Annotated in this window: 16 protein-coding genes; 1 reads left to right on the top strand and 15 read right to left on the bottom strand. The window is 71.1% G+C overall.

Annotated features, from left to right (window positions below):
• Nucleotides 1-9 precede the first annotated feature (9 nt).
• The 15 genes from ACTVAJ_RS09550 to ACTVAJ_RS09480 form a co-directional block, all read right to left on the bottom strand.
• Entirely contained in the window at nt 10-1533 is a 1524-nt protein-coding gene (locus ACTVAJ_RS09550) for a YifB family Mg chelatase-like AAA ATPase (protein WP_470387714.1), read from the bottom strand.
• Nucleotides 1533-1898, bottom strand: a complete 366-nt coding sequence (locus ACTVAJ_RS09545) for a YraN family protein (RefSeq protein WP_470387713.1) — start codon at nt 1896-1898, stop codon at nt 1533-1535. The genes ACTVAJ_RS09550 and ACTVAJ_RS09545 overlap by 1 nt, the downstream gene beginning before the upstream one ends.
• Nucleotides 1899-2008: 110 nt before the next feature.
• Nucleotides 2009-2335, bottom strand: coding sequence for a DUF2469 domain-containing protein (locus ACTVAJ_RS09540; protein WP_017598220.1), 327 nt, complete (start codon nt 2333-2335; stop codon nt 2009-2011).
• 264 nt (nt 2336-2599) lie between these two features.
• Nucleotides 2600-3472, bottom strand: coding sequence for a signal peptidase I (gene lepB / locus ACTVAJ_RS09535; protein ID WP_470387712.1), 873 nt, complete (start codon nt 3470-3472; stop codon nt 2600-2602).
• Between the two features lie 73 nt (nt 3473-3545).
• Nucleotides 3546-3905, bottom strand: coding sequence for a 50S ribosomal protein L19 (gene rplS, locus ACTVAJ_RS09530; protein WP_397230306.1), 360 nt, complete (start codon nt 3903-3905; stop codon nt 3546-3548).
• A 176-nt stretch (nt 3906-4081) separates the two neighbouring features.
• Nucleotides 4082-4861 (bottom strand): tRNA (guanosine(37)-N1)-methyltransferase TrmD, encoded by a 780-nt coding sequence (trmD, locus tag ACTVAJ_RS09525; RefSeq protein ID WP_470387711.1) that lies wholly within the window; start codon nt 4859-4861, stop codon nt 4082-4084.
• Between the two features lie 10 nt (nt 4862-4871).
• Nucleotides 4872-5384, bottom strand: coding sequence for a ribosome maturation factor RimM (gene rimM / locus ACTVAJ_RS09520; RefSeq protein WP_470387710.1), 513 nt, complete (start codon nt 5382-5384; stop codon nt 4872-4874).
• A 119-nt stretch (nt 5385-5503) separates the two neighbouring features.
• Complete coding sequence (locus tag ACTVAJ_RS09515) at nt 5504-5746, bottom strand: RNA-binding protein (protein WP_017598215.1); 243 nt, start codon at nt 5744-5746, stop codon at nt 5504-5506.
• A 1-nt stretch (nt 5747) separates the two neighbouring features.
• Nucleotides 5748-6206, bottom strand: a complete 459-nt coding sequence (rpsP, locus tag ACTVAJ_RS09510) for a 30S ribosomal protein S16 (protein WP_470387709.1) — start codon at nt 6204-6206, stop codon at nt 5748-5750.
• Nucleotides 6207-6487: 281 nt separating this feature from the next.
• Nucleotides 6488-8086, bottom strand: a complete 1599-nt coding sequence (gene ffh / locus ACTVAJ_RS09505; protein ID WP_470387708.1) for a signal recognition particle protein — start codon at nt 8084-8086, stop codon at nt 6488-6490.
• 71 nt (nt 8087-8157) lie between these two features.
• Complete coding sequence (locus ACTVAJ_RS09500) at nt 8158-9384, bottom strand: hypothetical protein (protein ID WP_470387707.1); 1227 nt, start codon at nt 9382-9384, stop codon at nt 8158-8160.
• Between the two features lie 397 nt (nt 9385-9781).
• Nucleotides 9782-11113, bottom strand: a complete 1332-nt coding sequence (locus ACTVAJ_RS09495) for an ammonium transporter (protein WP_470387706.1) — start codon at nt 11111-11113, stop codon at nt 9782-9784.
• A gap of 497 nt (nt 11114-11610) precedes the next feature.
• The gene (ftsY, locus tag ACTVAJ_RS09490) at nt 11611-12792 is read right to left on the bottom strand and encodes a signal recognition particle-docking protein FtsY (RefSeq protein WP_470387705.1); all 1182 of its coding nucleotides are present in this window, start codon (nt 12790-12792) and stop codon (nt 11611-11613) included.
• A 61-nt stretch (nt 12793-12853) separates the two neighbouring features.
• Nucleotides 12854-13855, bottom strand: a complete 1002-nt coding sequence (locus ACTVAJ_RS09485; protein ID WP_470387880.1) for a FecCD family ABC transporter permease — start codon at nt 13853-13855, stop codon at nt 12854-12856.
• Nucleotides 13856-13957: 102 nt separating this feature from the next.
• Nucleotides 13958-14899 carry an ABC transporter substrate-binding protein gene (locus tag ACTVAJ_RS09480; protein WP_470387704.1) on the bottom strand — a complete coding sequence of 314 codons (942 nt, stop codon included), beginning with the start codon at nt 14897-14899 and terminating at the stop codon, nt 13958-13960.
• Nucleotides 14900-15528: 629 nt separating this feature from the next.
• Between ACTVAJ_RS09480 and ACTVAJ_RS09475 the strand changes: the two genes are divergently transcribed.
• Nucleotides 15529-18180, top strand: a complete 2652-nt coding sequence (locus tag ACTVAJ_RS09475; protein WP_470387703.1) for a S8 family serine peptidase — start codon at nt 15529-15531, stop codon at nt 18178-18180.
• The last annotated feature ends 18 nt before the right edge of the window (nt 18181-18198 follow it).

The raw sequence follows: 18198 nt of genomic DNA, 5'->3' as shown, positions 1-18198 counted from the left end.
GACACGGCGTCACCACGCGCGCCCCGACCAGAGCGCGAAGGCGTAGGCGGTCTCCTCCTCACCGGGACGGTCCCGGTCGGCCAGATCCGCCAGGGTCCAGGCGACGCGCAGCGCCCGGTCGACACCGCGGGCGCTGATCCGGCCCCGGTCCATGGCAGCGCCGAGGACCCGCAGCGCGGCCGGATCCACCGGGAACTCCCGGCGCAACCGCGCCCCCGGAATCTGTGCGTTGGTGGTCCACGGCGTGTGCGACAGCCGCGCCGCCGCGCGGGCCCGCGCCTTCCGTACCCGCGCGGCCACCACGGCGGACGACTCGGCGAACACCTGGTCCGCGAGGAGTTCGGCCCGGGCCACGGGCTGGAGCTCCACCTTGAGGTCGACCCGGTCGAGCAGCGGCCCGGAGAGCCGCGACATGTACCTGCGCCGCTCACCCGGCGGACAGGTGCACAGGGAACCGGGTTTGGCGCAGGGACACGGGTTGGCCGCCATCACGAGCTGGAAGCGGGCGGGCAGGACCACCGTGGCCGAGGCGCGGGCCAGGACGACCTCGCCCCGTTCCAGCGGTTCGCGCAGCGAGTCCAGGACGCCCCTGCTGAACTGCGGGGCCTCGTCCACGAAGAGCACGCCGTGGTGGGCCTTGGAGGCCCACCCGGGGGTGGGGTGGCCACTGCCGCCGCCGATGATCGACGCGCGGCTGGCCGTGTGGTGCGGTGCGGCGAAGGGAGGGCGGGTGACCAGCGGCGCCCCCCGCGGCAGGCTGCCCGCCACCGAGTGGATCGCCGTCGCCTCCAGCGCCTCGGCCGGGGTCAGCCGGGGCAGCACCGTGGGCAGCCGCTCGGCCAGCAGGCTCTTGCCCGTCCCCGGAGGCCCCAGCATCATGAGGTTGTGCCCTCCGGCGGCCGCGATCTCCACGGCCCTGCGCGCCACCGGCTGTCCGAGCACGTCGGCCAGGTCCGCCCCGGGGTCCTCGGCCGCGTCCGCGGACGACCCGCGCGGTTCGTCGGGCTCCTCCGGGGGATCACCGCCGCGCAGCCAGTGGCACACGTCGGCCAGCGTGTCCGCCCCGTGCACCTCGATCCCGGGCACGAGGCGGGCCTCGTCGGCGTTGCCCCGTGCGACGACGAAGCGGTCGTGGCCCCGCCCGACCGCCGCCACGACGGCGGGGAGCAGACCGCGAACGGGGCGGGTGCGCCCGTCCAGACCCAGCTCGGCGATGAGGACGGTGTCGACCAGCCGGTCCATCGGCAGCTCGCCCGAGGCGGCCAGGACGGCCCCGGCGATGGCGAGGTCGAAGAGGCTTCCGGACTTGGGCAGGCTGGCCGGGGAGAGGCTGACGGTGATCTGGCCGCCGGGCCAGCGCTCCCCGCTGTTGACCACGGCCGCCCGGATACGGTCGCGGGCCTCCCGCAGGGCGGCGTCGGGCAGACCGACCAGGGTCACCCCGGGGCTGCCGCCGCCCAGGTGGACCTCCACCTCCACGACGTGCCCCTGGACTCCGACCAGGGTGACGCAGTGGGCGCGTCCGAACGACATCAGCCCATCCCCCGTTCGTGGGAGACGAACACACGGCCGCCGGTCACCAGGACACCGACCCCGTCGACGCGCAGTGGCCGGGGCGACACGCGGTGCCGGGCGGCCCAGGCCGCACCGAGTCGGCGCAGACGGTGCCGTCTGGTCGGGGTGAGGGCGTCGACCGGGTGGCCGAACCGGACGGAGGTACGTGTCTTGACCTCGACGACGACCAGTGCGCGGCCGTCCCGGGCGACGATGTCGATCTCCCCCGCCGGTACCCGCCAGTTACGGTCGAGCACCCGCATCCCGACCCGTTCGAGGAAGGCCACCGCCAGGTCCTCGCCGCGCCCACCCAGCGCGCGGCGGTACACGGCCCGCTCGTCCATCGCCGACCACCTCCCGTTACCACGGTCGGTGATCGGCGGTCAGCGCGCCAGGGGACGTTGTCCGGCTGTGGACAACCCGGTGGCGGTCGGGACCGCCGCCGGTCGGGGGTTCAGGACGTGCCGCCCTCCGTCGGGGGCACCTCCAGGTCGGCCTTGGTGATCTCCTCGACGTTGACGTCCTTGAACGTCACCACGCGCACGTTGCGGACGAACCTGGCGGGCCGGTACATGTCCCAGACCCAGGCGTCCTCCATCACGACTTCGAAGTACATCTCCCCGTTCTCGGTGGAACGCGGCTGGAGGTCGACGTGGTTGGTGAGGTAGAACCGGCGCTCGGTCTCCACCACGTAGCTGAACAGCCCGACGACGTCCCGGTACTCGCGATAGAGCTGGAGCTCCATCTCGGCCTCGTACTTCTCCAGGTCCTCAGAACTCATCCACGCGCTCGCTTTCGTCGCACTCTCCGGTCGCTCCGACCCCCTGTCCCATGGACACCGTCGGCCCCCGGCTTGTTCCCGCCGGGGCGGCGGATCCACGAACGGGCGACTGAGGACGACCCGCAACCCATCATGCGCCACGGAACGCCCCTGTGTACCCCGCCGAGAGGATTTCCTTCACCCACCGGTCACCGGAGCGGTTCCCGGCGGACGCCGTGCCACCGTCCGCCGGTCACTCCCGGTCCTGCCCGCAAGCAGCGCGGGTCAGTCGTTCGCGGCGTTGAGTTCCTCGAAGGTCTCCGGGACGCTCAGCGCACCGAACTGGTCGAACGGCCAGATGATCACGAAGGCCCGCCCCTCCACGCGGTCGATCGGGACCGCACCGCCGCCGGGGTCGTTCTGGTGGGACCGGGAGTCGACGGAGATCGCGCGATGGTCGCCCATCAGCCACAGGTGCCCCTCCGGTACCTCGATCGGACCGAACTCGGTGTGGCTCTCCACACTGCCCGGGAAGAGGTAGTCCTCCTCCAGGGGAACCCCGTTGACCATGATGCGGTTCTGCTCGTCGCAGCACTCGACCACATCGCCCGGTAGGCCGATCACCCGCTTGATGTACTCCCTGCCGGTCGGAGCCGCCCCCAGTTGCTGCTGCACCCACGTGAACGCGCCGGAGACCGGGTTGGTCGGCTCGGGCACCTGCACGGTGCTGGGATCGTCCCAGGAGTCCTCACCGTTGAAGACGACCACCTCGCCGCGCTCGATGTCGCGGAGCTCGTAGACGACCTTGTTGACGAGCACCCGGTCACCCACCAGGAGGGTGTTCTCCATGGAGCCGGAGGGGATGTAGAAGGCCTGCATGACCCAGGTCCTGATCACGAAGGCCAACACGATGGCGATGACGATCAGGATGGGGAGTTCCTTCCAGAACGACCCCTGTTTCTCTGTGCTCTCGGACTTGCCCATCTCGCCGTCCGCCCCCTTCTCCTGCTCCGGACCGTCGTCCTCGGAGACGCCACTGGCTCCCGGGTGCTCATGCACTCGGGAGCCAGTGTCGGAGCCGTGCTCCTCCGGGCCGGGTCGGGCGGAATCCTCGTCCTGGGCCCCGTTCTCGACGCGGTCCCTGTCGTCTTTGCTCATCGCCCGAAGCCTATACCGCCGCCCTACGGGAGGCGGTGAGGTTACGGGGAGAGCCGCGTCGGGGAGGTCGGAACTACTTGGCGGCGGGCTCGCGGCGCTCGCGGATGCGGGCGGCCTTCCCGCGCAGGTCGCGCAGGTAGTAGAGCTTGGCGCGACGCACGCGGCCGCGGGCGGCGACCTCGTACTTCTCGACGGCCGGGGTGTGGATGGGGAAGGTACGCTCCACGCCCACGCCGTAGCTCACCTTGCGGATGGTGAAGGTCTCGCGGTTGCCCGAGCCCTGGCGGCGGATGACAACGCCCTTGAAGACCTGGACACGGGTACGGTTGCCCTCGGTCACGCGCACGTGAACGTTGAGCGTGTCGCCGGGGCGGAACTCCGGAACGTCGGTACGGAGCTGAGCCTTCTCGAGCTCCTGAATGGCGGTGTGCATCTCGCGAATCCTCATCGGTAGCGCTCCGCGTCCTGTCCCCGGCGCCGTGGCCGGGAAGGGGTGCGCGGGCGAGGGCCCTCATGGGTCTGACTGTCGAACCGCCCGGGTGACCGTCACAGAGGCCGACGTCGTACCGCCGGCATGCGGATGCGGCCGGTCACCAGGGGGGAACTCACCTAGTTTGCCACAGGTTGGTCGCCGTCCCGAACGGACTCCTCGGAGAGAACCTCCCGGTCACGCCGGTCCAGACTCTCCTCGGGGGTGGCGCTCACCAGGTCGGGGCGGTTGCGCGCGGTCTTGCGCAGGGCCTGGTCCCGACGCCAGCGGTCGACGGCCCCGTGGTTGCCCGACAGCAGCACCGGCGGCACCTCCTGCCCGCGCCACGCGGCGGGCTTGGTGTAGACGGGCCCCTCGACGAGGTGCTCCATCCCGCCCGAGGCGAACGAGTCCTGTACCGCCGACTCCGTGTTCCCGAGCACACCGGGCAGGAGGCGGGTGATCGCCTCGACCATCACCAGCGTGGCGGACTCGCCTCCGTTGAGGACGTAGTCGCCGATGCTCACCTCCTCGACCGGCATCCTCCGCGCGGCCTCCACCGCCACGCGCGCGTCGATCCCCTCGTAGCGCCCGCACCCGAAGACCAGGCGCTCCTCGCCCGCCAGGCGCTCGGCGTCGGCCTGGCGGAACGGCCGCCCGCTCGGGGTCGGCAGGATCAGCCGCGCGGGTCCCGCCCCCACGACCTCGTCGAGCGCCTCGCCCCACGGCTCGGGCTTCATCACCATTCCGGGGCCGCCGCCGTAGGGGGTGTCGTCGACGGTGTTGTGCCGGTCGTGGGTCCAGGACCGCAGGTCGTGTACGCGGACGTCGAGCAGGGCGGCGGAGCGGGCCTTGCCGATCAGCGAGAGGTCCAGGGGGGCGAAGTAGTCGGGGAAGATACTGATGATGTCGATGCGCATGGGCGCCCCTTCACTCGGCGAGGTCGAGCAGGCCGGCGGGCGGGTCGATGACGATCCGGCCCGCGGCCACGTCGACCTCGGGGACCAGGGCGGACACGAACGGCACGAGGACCTCCCGACCGTCCCCGGCGGTGACGACCAGGACGTCCTGCGCGTGGTGGAGCACGTCCTCCACCCGGCCGACGGGGTCGCCACCGGTGGTCACCACGGCCAGGCCGATGAGCTCGTGGTCGTGGAACTCGTCGGGGTCGTCGATCGGGGCGACGTCGGCGGAGTCCACCAGCAGGGTGGTCCCGCGCAGCTCCTCGGCGGCGTCCCTGTCCCCGACCCCCTCGAAGCGCACGAGCAGCTTCCCGCTGTGGCGACGGGTGGCGGACACGCGCAGGGGACCCGCGTCGGCGGGGTCGGTGGTGAGCACGGAGCCCACGGCGAACCGTTCCGCGGGGTCGTCCGTGCGCACGTCGACCGCGACGTCACCGCGCACACCGTGCGCGCGGCCGATCCGGCCCACAACGAGCTGCATGGAGCTTCGTCCCTTTCTGGGATCCGGCCCTCGCTGGGCCGGGACGACGGCGCCCGGGGACGTACCCCGGGCATGACTGCGGGGCGCCGACCGGTCCGGTCGGCGCCCCGTGAGGCGTGTCAGCGCACCTCGTGCAGGTCCAGCAGGTCCACACGGACGTAGCGGCCCCCGGCGAGGGAACCGATCACGGTCCGCAGGGCCTTGGCGGTGCGGCCGTTGCGGCCGATCACCTTGCCAAGGTCGTCGGGGTGGACCCGGACCTCCAGGACTTTGCCCTTGCGGAGCCTCCTGGCCCGCACCTGGACATCGTCGGAGTTCGCAACGATCCCCTTCACGAGGTGCTCAAGCGCCTCTTCCAGCACGTCAGGCCTCGCCCTCGGACTTCTCCGTCTCAGCGGCCTCGGCGGGCTTCTCGGCCGCCTTGTCCGCCTTCTTCTCGGACTTCCTGGCCTTGCCCTTGGCCTCGCCGCCGGGGAGCACGAGCTCCTTCAGGGCGGCCTGGAAGGCGGCTTCCTTGGCCTCGGGGTCCTTGGCCTCGGCGACCTGGAGCGGAGCCGGGGCGGGCAGGCCCTTGAACTTCTGCCAGTCACCGGTCTTGCGCAGGAGGACCTTCACCGCGTCGGACGGCTGGGCGCCCACGGACAGCCAGTACTGGGCCCGCTCGGAGTCGACCTCGATGAGGCTCGGGTGCTCCTTGGGGTGGTACTTGCCGATCTCCTCGATCGCCTTGCCGTCACGCTTGTTGCGGGCGTCGGCGACGATGATGCGGTACTGGGGCGTACGGATCTTGCCCATACGCTTGAGCTTCAGTTTGACAGCCACTGGAGTGGTCTTCTCCCGATTAACGGTGTTAGGCGCCCGGCGACGAACCACGTGGGGCTGTGGCACACGCCCGGGCAGACGTGGGCGGCGGGCGAGTTAGAGGGCTGGCCAGCCACCGTTAGTCGACTACTCATTGTGCCAGACTCCGACGGGTTCCTCGCACAGGACACCGGGCGCGTATCGTCACACCCTCGACGCGGGTGCGGCCCGTCCCGGGGGTCGGAACCCCGGGACGGGCCGCAGGCGTGTGGATCGGGCGCGGATCCCGTGGCGGGCCGCGGCTACTTGTTCTTCGGCAGCTTGAAGTTCGACAGGTCCGGCATGTTGGGACCCCCGAGACCGGGCGGGAGCTGCGGCTGGCCCGCACCGCCGCCGAGCCCCGGAGGCAGCTGCGGCGTGGTCTGGCCGCCCTCCTCCTGGCGGCGCTGGCGCTGCGCGGCGCGCTCGGCCTCCTGCTGACGGGCCTTCATCGGGTTGCCGCTGCGCTGCTTGCCCTTCTTCGCCTTCTTGGCCTGGGCCTTGGCCTTCTTGCGGTTGCCACCGCCCATGCCCGGCATCCCCGGCATACCGGGCATGCCACCGTTCTTCATCTTGCGCATCATCTTCTGCGCCTCGAAGAACCGGGTCACCAGACCGTTGACGTCGCTGACCTGCGTCCCCGAACCGTTGGCGATGCGCAGACGGCGGGAGCCGTTGATCATCTTGGGGTTGGCGCGCTCGGCGGGCGTCATCGACTGGATGACGGCCTGGATGCGGTCCAGGTCCTTGTCGTCGATGCTGTCGATCTGCTCACGCATCTGTCCCATGCCCGGCATCATGCCGAGCAGGTTCCCGATCGGGCCGAGCTTGCGGACCATCGACATCTGCTGGAGGAAGTCGTCCAGCGTGAAGTCCTCGTCCGAGGCGATGGTCGAGGCCATCTTCTCGACCTCGGCCTCGTCGAACGTGCGCTGGGCCTGCTCGATGAGGGTGAGGACGTCACCCATGTCCAGGATGCGCGACGCCATCCGGTCCGGGTGGAAGAGGTCGAAGTCCTCCAGCTTCTCACCCGTGGAGGCGAACATGATCGGACGGCCGGTGATGTGCCGGATGGACAGCGCCGCGCCACCGCGCGCGTCACCGTCGAGCTTGGTGAGCGCGACCGCGTCGTAGCCGACCCCGTCGAGGAAGGCCTGGGCCGTGTTGACCGCGTCCTGACCGATCATCGCGTCGACGACGAAGAGGATCTCGTCGGGCTCGACCGCGTCGCGGATGTCCGCGGCCTGCTGCATCATCTCCGTGTCCACACCGAGACGGCCCGCGGTGTCGATGATGACCACGTTGTGGTTGTTGCGCCGCGCGTGCTCGACGGACTCCCGCGCGACCTGGACCGGGTCACCGACCCCGTTGCCGGGTTCGGGGGCGAACACGGCCGTCCCGGCCCGCTCACCGACCACCTGGAGCTGGGTGACCGCGTTGGGGCGCTGGAGGTCGGCGGCGACCAGCAGGGGGGTGTTGCGCTCGTCGGTCAGCCACTTGGCGAGCTTGCCTGCCAGGGTGGTCTTACCGGCACCCTGGAGACCCGCGAGCATGATGACGGTGGGCGGGTTCTTCGCGAACCGGATCTGCCGGGTCTGGCCGCCGAGGATCTCGACCAGTTCCTCGTTGACGATCCTGATGACCTGTTGCGCCGGGTTGAGGGCCTTGGAGACCTCCTCCCCGCGGGCGCGCTCCTTGATCCGCGCGATGAACTCGCGTACCACCGGAAGCGCGACGTCCGCCTCCAGGAGGGCGAGACGAATCTCCCGCGCGGTCGCGTTGATGTCCTCCTCAGACAGGCGACCCTTGCCGCGCAGCGAGGAGAAGACCGATGTCAGCCGGTCGGAAAGCGTCTCGAACACGAGTCTGGCCAGTCCTTCGTCTCGGAATTGGTCTCCCAGGTTACCTGCCCTCGGCCACCCCGGGCCGGGGCTCAGTTCGCGGAGTCCTCCGCCTCCCCGGCGGACTCCCCGTCCGTCGCCTCGCCGCTCTCCTCGTCGCCGCCGCCGGACAGCGTCGCCTCACGCTGCTCGGTCAGGGCCGCCAGGACGCTCTCCTGCTCCTCGCCGGTCATGCCGCGGGTGGAGAGCTGGGCCGAGCCGTCCACCGAACGCTCCTGCTCGGAGGTGCTGACGTTGTTGTAGTCGGCGCTGCACGACAGCTCCAGGGAGCCGCCGGCCTCCAGGGTGCCGGAGTCGCTGCACTCCTGCTCGCCGAGCTCCTCGTTGGTGAAGGTGACGTCCATCCGGACCGCGACGCTGCCGCCCGCGGCGCCGCCCGCGTCGTAGGCGGTCCCCGACCACGTGCAGCTGGGCCCCTCGTCGCAGGTCATGTTGGGCTCGCCCTCCCAGGCGACCTCGACCCGGGCGTCCCGGGATCCGGTGAGCTCGTCCTCCACCGTGGCGGTCAGGCCGGTGTAGAGCTCCTCGACCGCGGCCTGGTCGGCCCGGGCCAGGTCGAGGCGCACCTGGGGCCCGGTCTCGGCGTCCTCGGGAACGAGTTCCTCGATGGCGATGCGCTGGACCTGGTTGGTCTCGGCGTTGATCCACACCTGGTCGCGCTCGCCCGCGAGGTCGATCCGGTAGGTAAGGGTGCCGTCGAGGTTCTCCTCGACCGCGTCCTCCTCCTCGATCTCCAGCCCGCCCAGGATCTGGGCCAGGACCGGCGGGGCCAGGACGGCGCCGGGCTCGATCCCCACCTGGGCGGCCGAGGCGCGCACCCAGTTGTCCTCGAAGTCGTCGAAGTCCGGACCGAAGACCCCCCGGTCCAGCCAGAAGTCCTCCGTGGCGCGCACGTAGGTGCGGCCGTCGACGTCGACGACCTGGCCCTCGATGCCGTTGGCCCGGAGGGTGCCGCTGGTCGCTCCTCCGTCGGCCACCGTCAGCGAGGTGTCCAGCACGTCCCCGCCGACACTCTCGGCGACCTGTCCGGTCGCCGTGAGCGCCGGGTAGTCGGTCAGGTCCGCGAGGGCCTCCTGCAGGAGGGGCGCCGCGGCCACCGACTCCGTGGGTTCGGGGCTGGGCTGCTCCTCGTCACCGCCGCCCGGCAGGAGGCCGCTGATGGCCGAGCAGCCGGTCAGACCGAGCACGGCGACCGTGCCCGCCGCGGCGAACGCGGTACGACCGCTCCTGCGACCCCTGTTGTGACTGACCGGCGCCATCTTGCCTCCTGACCCCGACGAACGGGGTGCTCTACGAATACGCGTGGATCCTTGGGAGGGGGGACCGCCGACGCGTGTCCCGTCCCCGGCGTGGGATGCGGCTCCGTGGCCCGCGGTTGCACTCGGCGCACCCCGGTCCGGGGTGCGGGGCCGTCGCCGTGGCCCGTCCCCATTCCTGGCGCGGGTTGCCACGGTTTCCTCCGGCGCTGCCGCCGCATCGCCTTGAAGGGTATCCAACCGCGGGGCGCGGCTCGGCCAGCCGCGGCCGGGCGTCACCCGCAGGAGGGCGCACGGCCCCGGGGATGACACGACGGGGCCGGCGGGGATCTCTCCCCGCCGGCCCCTGCCATCACCTCACCGCGTCAGCGGCGCAAGTCCCGTGGCCTCAGCGTCGAGGCTAGGCCTTGGCCTGCGATGAGGCCGTCTCCCCGCCCGGAGGCGTCGGCAGGGAGACCGCTCCTTCGAGCTCGTCGAGTTCCTCGAAGGCGTAGGCCGACTCGGCGTGCAGCTCGTGGTCGAGGCCGTTGGTCTCGACCTCCTCCGGGATGCGGAAGCCCATGACGAGGTCGATGACCTTGGCGATGACCCAGGTGATGACGAAGGAGTAGACGATGGTGGCGACCACGGCGATCAGCTGGACGAGCAGCAGGTCGACGCCGCCGCCGTAGGCCAGACCGTCGGAGCCGTTGGCGGCCGAGGAGGCGACCAGGCCGATCATCAGCGAGCCGATGACACCGCCGACCAGGTGGACGCCGACCACGTCGAGCGCGTCGTCGTACTTGAACTTGAACTTCCAGCTGATGGCGTAGGCGCACAGGGCACCGGCCACCGCGCCGACCGCGATCGCGCCCATCGGGGTGACGTCGGCGGCGGCGGGCGTGATCGCGACCAGGCCCGCGACGGCGCCGGAGGCGAACCCGAGCGCGCTGGCCTTGCCGTAGCGCAGCTTCTCGACGAGCATCCAGGCGATGATCGCGGCGGCCGTGGCGACCTGGGTGTTGACCAGGGCGAGGGCGGCGGTGCCGTCGGCGGCGTAGGCCGAACCGGCGTTGAAGCCGAACCAGCCGAACCACAGCAGGGCGGCGCCCAGCAGGACGAAGGGCAGGTTGTGGGGACGCATGGACTCGACGCCGAAGCCCTTGCGACGGCCCAGGACGACCGTCAGGGCCAGGGCGGCGGCACCGGCGTTGATGTGGACGGCGGTACCGCCCGCGAAGTCGATGACGCCCGCGTCGCCGATACCGATCAGCTCGAACCAGCCGCCGCCCCAGACCCAGTGGGCGACGGGGAAGTAGGCGAGCAGGGCCCAGAGCGGAACGAAGATCAGCCAGGCGCCGAACTTGGCGCGGTCGGCGATGGCGCCGCTGATGAGCGCGACGGTGATGACCGCGAACATCATCTGGAACCCGGCGTCGACGAGGAGCGGGTAACCGCCGCTGCCGTCGTCCGCGGCGGGCTCGATCTCACCGATGAGGCTGCTGAGGCCGAGGTAGTCGAAGCCGCCGATGAACTGGTTGAGCGCTCCGGGCCCTTCGGCGTAGGTCAGCGAGTGCCCGACGAGCACCCACAGGACGCTGACGATCGCGATGCTCGCGAAGCTCATGAGCATCATGTTGAGGACGCTCTTGGCCCGCGACATGCCTCCGTAGAAGAAGGCCAGGCCCGGTGTCATGAGCATCACCAGCGCGGCGCTGACCAGCAGCCACGTGGTGTTGCCAGAGTCAATCATGTCGTCGCCTCCGTAGGACGGACGGGGGATGGTCGTGCAGGGGCGGCGTCAGCGAGCGCATCATCGGGCCGTGCGGATCACCACGGACGCCACTGTCCGACCTGGGTGTTTCTCGCCCTGAGCCGACATGTTGCGCGCGTGTAAAAGGACAGTCAGAAGTGTTAAGGAGCCGTGAACCGATGGATCGTTCCACGCGAACGGTCCCGTGACGGCACGAACCCGCCGCCCTGAGGTCAACCCTGGGCGACATGTACGACACCCAGGGTGACATATCGGGGCGATCTCACAACGATAACGAACGCCGCGACAGGTCGTCGGCCGCCGTGTTGCGACCGGGTTTCCTTCGTATGACGCCGGTCACACCCCCGAGCACGGCGACGGCCGGGCCCCGCTCGGGGTGCCCGGCCGTCCGGAGTGGGGAACGGTCACCCCGGGGAGGTGCCGTTCGGGGCCCGAACCCGGGCCCGAGCGCAGCGGAGGCCCGAGCCAGGCACTGCTCAGTCCGTGGCGAGGATGGCGTCCACGAAGACCTCGGGGTCGAAGGGGGCGAGGTCGTCGGGGCCCTCACCCAGGCCGACGAGCTTGACGGGCACGCCCAGCTCACGCTGGACCTGCACGATGATGCCGCCCTTGGCGGTGCCGTCCAGCTTGGTCAGCGCGATCCCGGTGACGTTGACGACCTCGGCGAACACGCGCGCCTGGCGCAGCCCGTTCTGGCCGGTGGTCGCGTCGAGGACCAGCAGCACCTCGTCCACCTGGGACCGCTTCTCGACCACCCGCTTGACCTTGCCGAGCTCGTCCATGAGGCCGGTCTTGGTGTGCAGGCGCCCGGCCGTGTCGACGATGACCGTGTCCGCGCCGTCGTCGATCCCCCGGGAGACGGCGTCGAAGGCGACGCTGGCCGGGTCCGCCCCCTCCTCCTTGCGCACGACGGGGGCGCCCACCCGGCTGCCCCAGGTCTGGAGCTGCTCGGTGGCGGCGGCGCGGAAGGTGTCGGCCGCGCCGAGCACGACGCTGCGGCCGTCCCCCACCAGCACACGGGCGAGCTTGCCCGTGGTCGTGGTCTTACCGGTGCCGTTGACGCCCACGACCATGATCACGGCGGGGCGGTCCCCGTGCGGCTCGGTGCGCACCGCGCGGTCGGTGTCCGAGCCGATCTGGTTGAGCAGCTCCTCGCGGAGCATGGCGCGCACCTCGTCGGTGTCGCGGGTGCCGAGCACCTTCACCCGTGTGCGCAGGTGGTCGACGATCTGGGCGGCCGACGTCACACCGATGTCGGCGGTGATGAGCGTGTCCTCGATCTCCTCCCAGGTGTCCTCGTCGAGGGTGTCGGAGGACAGGAGGTTGAGCAGCCCCTGGCCGAAGGAGCTCTGCGAGCGGGCGAGCCGGGCGCGCAGGCGCACCATCCGGCCCGCGGACGGCGGAGGCGTCTCCAGCTCCGGCTCCGCCGACTTGACGGCCTCCTCCGCGGGAGGCGCCTGTGCCGGGGGCGGGACGACCGCCTCGGCGGTTCGGTCGCGGTCCTCCGCGGGAGCCGCCGTCGGGGGCTCCCCGGTGACCTCGGGCTTGGTCTCCTCCTTGCCCGGCGCGACCGAGCGTCGGGACGCGACCAGGAAGGATCCGCCGACCACCAGGAGCGCGACGACGATGATCAGGATTGCGAGCAAGGTGATGTCCATAGCGGACTCAGTATTACAGAGCGTCCGCGGTGGTCGCCGGGCCTCCCTCCGGCGGGGCGCGTCAGGTGGTCCGGTGCCGGGTGGTGCGCAGGATCACGAGGAAGAAGGGCGCGCCGAGGAAGGCCGTGACCACGCCCAGGGGCAGCTCCGCGGGGGCCACCACGGTGCGGGCGACGATGTCGACCAGGACCATGAACGCGCCGCCGAGGAACACGGTCACCGGGAGGATCGCCCGGTAGTTGGACCCGACGAGGCGGCGCACGACGTGCGGGACGACGATCCCGACGAACCCGATCAGCCCGCTCACCGCCACGGCGGCGGCGGTGGCCAGTGACGCGGCGCTGATGACGACCACGCGCACCGCACCGGGGTTGAGCCCCAGGCTCACCGCCTTCTCGTCGCCCAGGGCGAGCATGTCCAGCAGGTAGCCGCACAGGAGCAGGACCACCAGGGAGACCACCGCGTACGGGGCGACCATACGGACGTCGTCCCACCCGCCGCGGCCCAGCCCGCCGAGCAGCCAGGAGAAGATCCGCAGCAGCTTGTCCCCGCCGATCTGCTGGGTGAGTGTCTGGGCGGCGGACAGGAACGACGACACCGCCACCCCCGCCAGGACGAGGGAGGCGGTCCCGCCGCCGCCCGCGGCCGACCCGAGCGTGTAGGCCGCCGCCACACCCAGCAGGGCGCCGGCGAAGGCCGCCACGGGGACCAGTGCCCGGGGCGCGTCGGTCAGCTCCTGGCCGAAGACGATGACGAGCGTCGCGCCGAGACCCGCGCCCGCGGCCGCGCCGAGCAGGTACGGGTCGGCCAGCGGGTTGCGGAACACCCCCTGGTAGGCGCCGCCCGCGGTGGCCAGGAGCGCGCCGACGACGACGCCCATGACCACCCGGGGCAGGCGGAGTTCGACCAGGAGCGCCGCCTGCCGGTCGGTCAGCGGGCTCTCGGCCTGCGGTGACACGAGGCTGAGCAGGTGGCGGACGATGTCGGGCGCGGAGATGTCCGCCGCGCCCGCCGTGACTCCGAGGAGGGCCGAGGCGACGAGCAGCGCCAGGCCGCCCGCCATCCAGCCGAGCGGGAGCCCGAGGGGCCGCCCCGCGACGCGGTGCGACGCCCCCGGCCGGCGCCCGCCGCCCGCGGTCTCCTCCGGCTCGGCCCCGCCCGCCACCTAGGCTCCGGCGTTCTCGGTGACGGCCGCACCGACCGCCTCGGCGAAGTCGACCACGCGCGGGCCCCAGCGGGAGGCGACGTCCGCGTCGAGCTGGATGACGGCGTCGTTGCGGACCGCGGTGACCGTGTCGAAGGCGGGTCGCCCGGCGACCGCGCCGACGGCGTCCGCGCCCTCGTAGGACAGGAAGATGAGGTCCGGGTTCTGCTCGACGACGAACTCCTGGGACAGCTGCGGGTAGCCGCCCGCGGTACCGTCGTCGGCCTCGTCGGCGATGTTGACCAGGCCGAAGGAGGAGTAGATCTGGCCGACGAAGGTGTCGGAGGTGGCGGAGTAGAGGGTGTCGTCGAGCTCCTGGTAGAAGGTGAGCCCGGTGTCGCCGACCTCGGCTCGCACGTTCTCGACGACCTCGTTGAACGCGGTCTCGACGCGTTCGGCCTCGGCGTCGGCCTCCTCGGACCTACCGGTGGCGTCGCCGAGCAGGCGGATCTGGTCGTAGACGTCCGCCATGTCGGTGGCGGCGTCCACCGTCAGGACCGGGACGTCGACGGCCTCCAGCTGCGGGACGGTCTCCTCGGCGCTGCGGGCCAGGATGACCAGGTCGGGGTCGTACTCGACGATCGCCTCGACGCTGGGGGTGAACCCGCTGAGGTCGGTGGTGGGCGCCTCGGCCGGGTAGTCGGAGTACTCGTCGGCCGCCTCGACCAGGTCGCCCGCGCCGATGGCGAAGAGCATCTCGGTGTGGCTGGGCGACAGGGAGACGATCCGCTCCGGGGCCGCGTCGAGGGTGACCTCGCCGAGCGCGTCGGTCAGGGTGACCGGGAAGGCGGCGTCACCGGCCGGCGCGGCGTCCTGGTCGGTCTCGGGGGCCGGTCCGCCGCACGCGGTGAGGGCGAGCGTGGCGCCGAGGAGTGCGAGGGGAAGTCTGCGTGCGATCCGCACTGTGCTCCTTGGTCGGGCAGGGGGAAGGGGAGCACGGCCCGGGAGGGACGGCCGGTCCTTCCCACGAGGACGGTTCGTCGGTGCGGGCGAGGCGACCTGGCTCGTCCCCGCTCGGGGCGGGGCCTCACAGTTGCGGGACAGCGCCGGATTGGGCGGCCCGGAGGGCCGTGTGACCGGACTTCGCTCGCTCCACACCGTCGGGGCACTGGTGGCGACCCGACCCCACCACTGTACTCGTGAGCCTTTCGTCCCTGTTCAGGCCCTGGATGCACCCCCTTTCCGGCTTCCTCGGGCGGGCAACGGCCGCGTCGACCGGCGCACTCTCACCCTCCCGCACGATCAATGCACCTTTTGTCTGCTTCACAAATAAAAGCATTGTCTGTCCGGTTTGTAGATTTTTGCGCAACATGATGCTGCTAGTTCAATTCATTCCCTTGTGTGGCCGAATCGAGTCTCGGAGAACATTGACACGTTTATGACTCACGGCAATGATCTCGGTGCTATGTGCGTCGAAAAACCGATAACGGACACCACACGGCCTATCCATCGGTACACGCGAACCCGTCACCGTTCGGGTGGCCCGTTCCCCCGGTGTTCCGCGGCGCACCGAGAAGGGATGTGTTGACAAGGTGGTACCCCACCGCTCGCACCTGGCGTCAGTCGCCGGGCTGACCCTGATAGCGGGCCTCGTCACGGCCGCCCCCGCCAGTGCCGACGAAGGATCGGAACTCGCCCCCCTCCATCCGGCCCCCAGCGCCGAGAACGGCGAGATGACCCACCAGGCCGAGGGCCTGTGGTTCATCGAACTGGAGGGCCCCTCCAGGGCCGAGGGCAACTCCGAGGCCGCGGTCGAGAACGAACAGCGCGCCTTCCGCACCGAGGCCGAGGAGTACGGCCTGGAGTACGAGGAACGGCACTCGTTCGGCGAACTGTGGAACGGCTTCTCGGTCGAGATGGACGACGCCCAGGTGGGCGCGGCCCGGGAGATCCCCGGTGTGAGCGCCATCTACCCGGTCATGCGGCACGAGGCACCCGAACCGGAGCAGTCCGAGCCCGAGATGGACACCGCGCTGAGCATGACCGGCGCCGACATCGGCCAGAGCGAACTCGGCCTGACCGGCGAGGGTCTGCGCGTCGCCGTCATGGACACGGGCATCGACTACACCCACCCCGACCTCGGCGGTCCGGGCGGCTTCCCCAACGGCCGCATCGTCACCGGCCACGACTTCGTCGGTGACGACTTCAACGCCGCCGACCCCGCCAGCACCCCCGTCCCCGACGACGACCCGCAGGACTGCAACGGTCACGGCACACACGTGGCGGGGATCATCGGCGCCGAGGGCCAGGTCACCGGTGTGGCGCCCGACGTGGAGTTCGGCGCCTACAAGGTGTTCGGCTGCGAGGGGTCGACCACGGCCGACATCATGATCGCCGCCATGGAACGGGCCCTGTCCGACGACATGGACGTGCTCAACATGAGCATCGGCTCCTCCCACAGCTGGCCGGGCTACCCGACCGCCGTCGCCGCCGACCACCTCGTCGACGAGGGCATGGTGGTCGTCGCCTCGATCGGCAACTCCGGCGACACCGGTCTCTACTCGGCCGGAGCCCCCGGCCTGGGCGAGAACGTGATCGGGGTGGCCGCCTACGACAACACCCACATCAGCGCGGCGTCCGTGATCGCCAACCCGAGCGGTGAGGCACTCCCCTTCATGGCGATGGGCAGCGCCGCCGCACCGCCCGCCGACGGGGAGACCGACGAACTCGTCCACGTCGGCCGCGCCTGCCCGTCCCTGGGTGACACCCTGGAGGGCGACCCGGCGGGTAGGACCGCGCTGATCGCGCGCGGGAACTGCACCTTCGCGGAGAAGTACGACACCGCGCTGGACGCGGGCGCCACCGGCGTCGTCGTCTACAACAACGTGCCCGGCATGTTCGCCGGGGGCGGCATCACCGACCGGGGCGCGTTCGCCATCGGCGTCTCCGACGAGGCGGGCGCCCACCTGACCGGGCTCCTGGAGGGTTCCGAGCCGGTCACCCTCACCTGGACCGAGGAGACGGTCAGCACGCCCAACCCGACCGGCGGTCTGATCAGCTCGTTCAGCTCCTACGGCATGTCGCCCGACCTGGACCTGAAGCCCGACATCGGCGCGCCCGGAGGCCTGATCAACTCCACCTACCCGATGGACCAGGGCGGGTACGCCACCATCAGCGGCACGTCCATGTCCTCGCCGCACGTCGCGGGCGCCGTGGCGCAGCTCCTCCAGGCCCGCCCGGGCCTGGCGGCCGACGAGGTGCGCGCCATCCTCCAGAACAGCGCCGACCCCAAGGCGTGGTGGGGCAACCCCGACCTCGGCTTCCTCGACAACGTCCACCGGCAGGGCGCGGGCATGCTGGACATCCCCGGCGCGGTACTGGCCACGACGACCGTCACACCGGGCAAGCTGGCTCCGGGTGAGACCCGGGAGGCGGTGACCGAGACCGTCACCATCACCAACGACGGCGACGCCGAGGCCACCTACGAGCTGAGCCACGAGGCGGCGCTCGGCACGCACGGCAGCACCTTCACCCCCTCCTTCAACGACGCGTTCGCCGACGTGGCCTTCGACGCCGACACGGTGACCGTCGGCGCGGGCGACTCGGTGGAGGTCGAGGTGACCATCACCCCGCCCGCCGCCGAGCTCGACCAGCTGCTCTACGGCGGATACGTCACCGTTTCCCAGGTCGACGGCGAGACCTTCCGGGTCCCGTACGCGGCCTACGCCGGTGACTACCAGGCGATCGACGCGATGACCCCGATCACCGACGGGGACGGCAACGTCCAGGAGCTGCCCTGGCTGACGCGGATCACCGAGTGCGAGGTGTTCAACGGCCTGGACTGCGCCGCCTCCAACGGCGGCAGCTTCGCCAACCAGCCGGACGGAGCGACCTACTCCATGAGCTGGGTGGACGGCCTGCCCGACTACCCGTACGTCATCGCGCACTTCGACCACCACGTGACGCGGTTGGAGATGCGCGTCATCAGCGAGCGCACCGGCCGACCGGTGCACCCGCGCCGCAACGTGGCGGTGGACGTGGCCAACGTCGGACGCAACGAGACGTCGACGGCGTTCTTCTCCTACGTCTGGGACGGGACGGTCAGCGACGAACACCGGGCCCGCGAGGTGCGGGACGGTGACTACCGCCTGGAGGTCCGCGCGCTCAAGGCGCTGGGCGACGAGGACAACCCTGACCACTGGGAGACCTGGACGTCGCCGGTCATCACCATCGACCGGGGTTAGACAGTGTGTGTTGCGGTC

The organism is Nocardiopsis sp. KDC1DS13DA1, from assembly GCF_055632325.1.
This window is presented reverse-complemented; position numbering and strand designations above follow the sequence as displayed.

Bases quoted from the DNA above. Each gene is read 5' to 3' on its own strand.
- ftsY (WP_470387705.1), bottom strand. From the start codon at position 12,792: ATGGACATCACCTTGCTCGCAATCCTGATCATCGTCGTCGCGCTCCTG.
- lepB (WP_470387712.1), bottom strand. From the start codon at position 3,472: ATGAGCAAAGACGACAGGGACCGCGTCGAGAACGGGGCCCAGGACGAG.
- rimM (WP_470387710.1), bottom strand. From the start codon at position 5,384: ATGCAGCTCGTTGTGGGCCGGATCGGCCGCGCGCACGGTGTGCGCGGT.
- ACTVAJ_RS09540 (WP_017598220.1), bottom strand. From the start codon at position 2,335: ATGAGTTCTGAGGACCTGGAGAAGTACGAGGCCGAGATGGAGCTCCAG.
- trmD (WP_470387711.1), bottom strand. From the start codon at position 4,861: ATGCGCATCGACATCATCAGTATCTTCCCCGACTACTTCGCCCCCCTG.
- rplS (WP_397230306.1), bottom strand. From the start codon at position 3,905: ATGCACACCGCCATTCAGGAGCTCGAGAAGGCTCAGCTCCGTACCGAC.
- ACTVAJ_RS09545 (WP_470387713.1), bottom strand. From the start codon at position 1,898: ATGGACGAGCGGGCCGTGTACCGCCGCGCGCTGGGTGGGCGCGGCGAG.
- ACTVAJ_RS09495 (WP_470387706.1), bottom strand. From the start codon at position 11,113: ATGATTGACTCTGGCAACACCACGTGGCTGCTGGTCAGCGCCGCGCTG.
- ACTVAJ_RS09550 (WP_470387714.1), bottom strand. From the start codon at position 1,533: ATGTCGTTCGGACGCGCCCACTGCGTCACCCTGGTCGGAGTCCAGGGG.
- ACTVAJ_RS09485 (WP_470387880.1), bottom strand. From the start codon at position 13,855: ATGGCGGGCGGCCTGGCGCTGCTCGTCGCCTCGGCCCTCCTCGGAGTC.
- ACTVAJ_RS09500 (WP_470387707.1), bottom strand. From the start codon at position 9,384: ATGGCGCCGGTCAGTCACAACAGGGGTCGCAGGAGCGGTCGTACCGCG.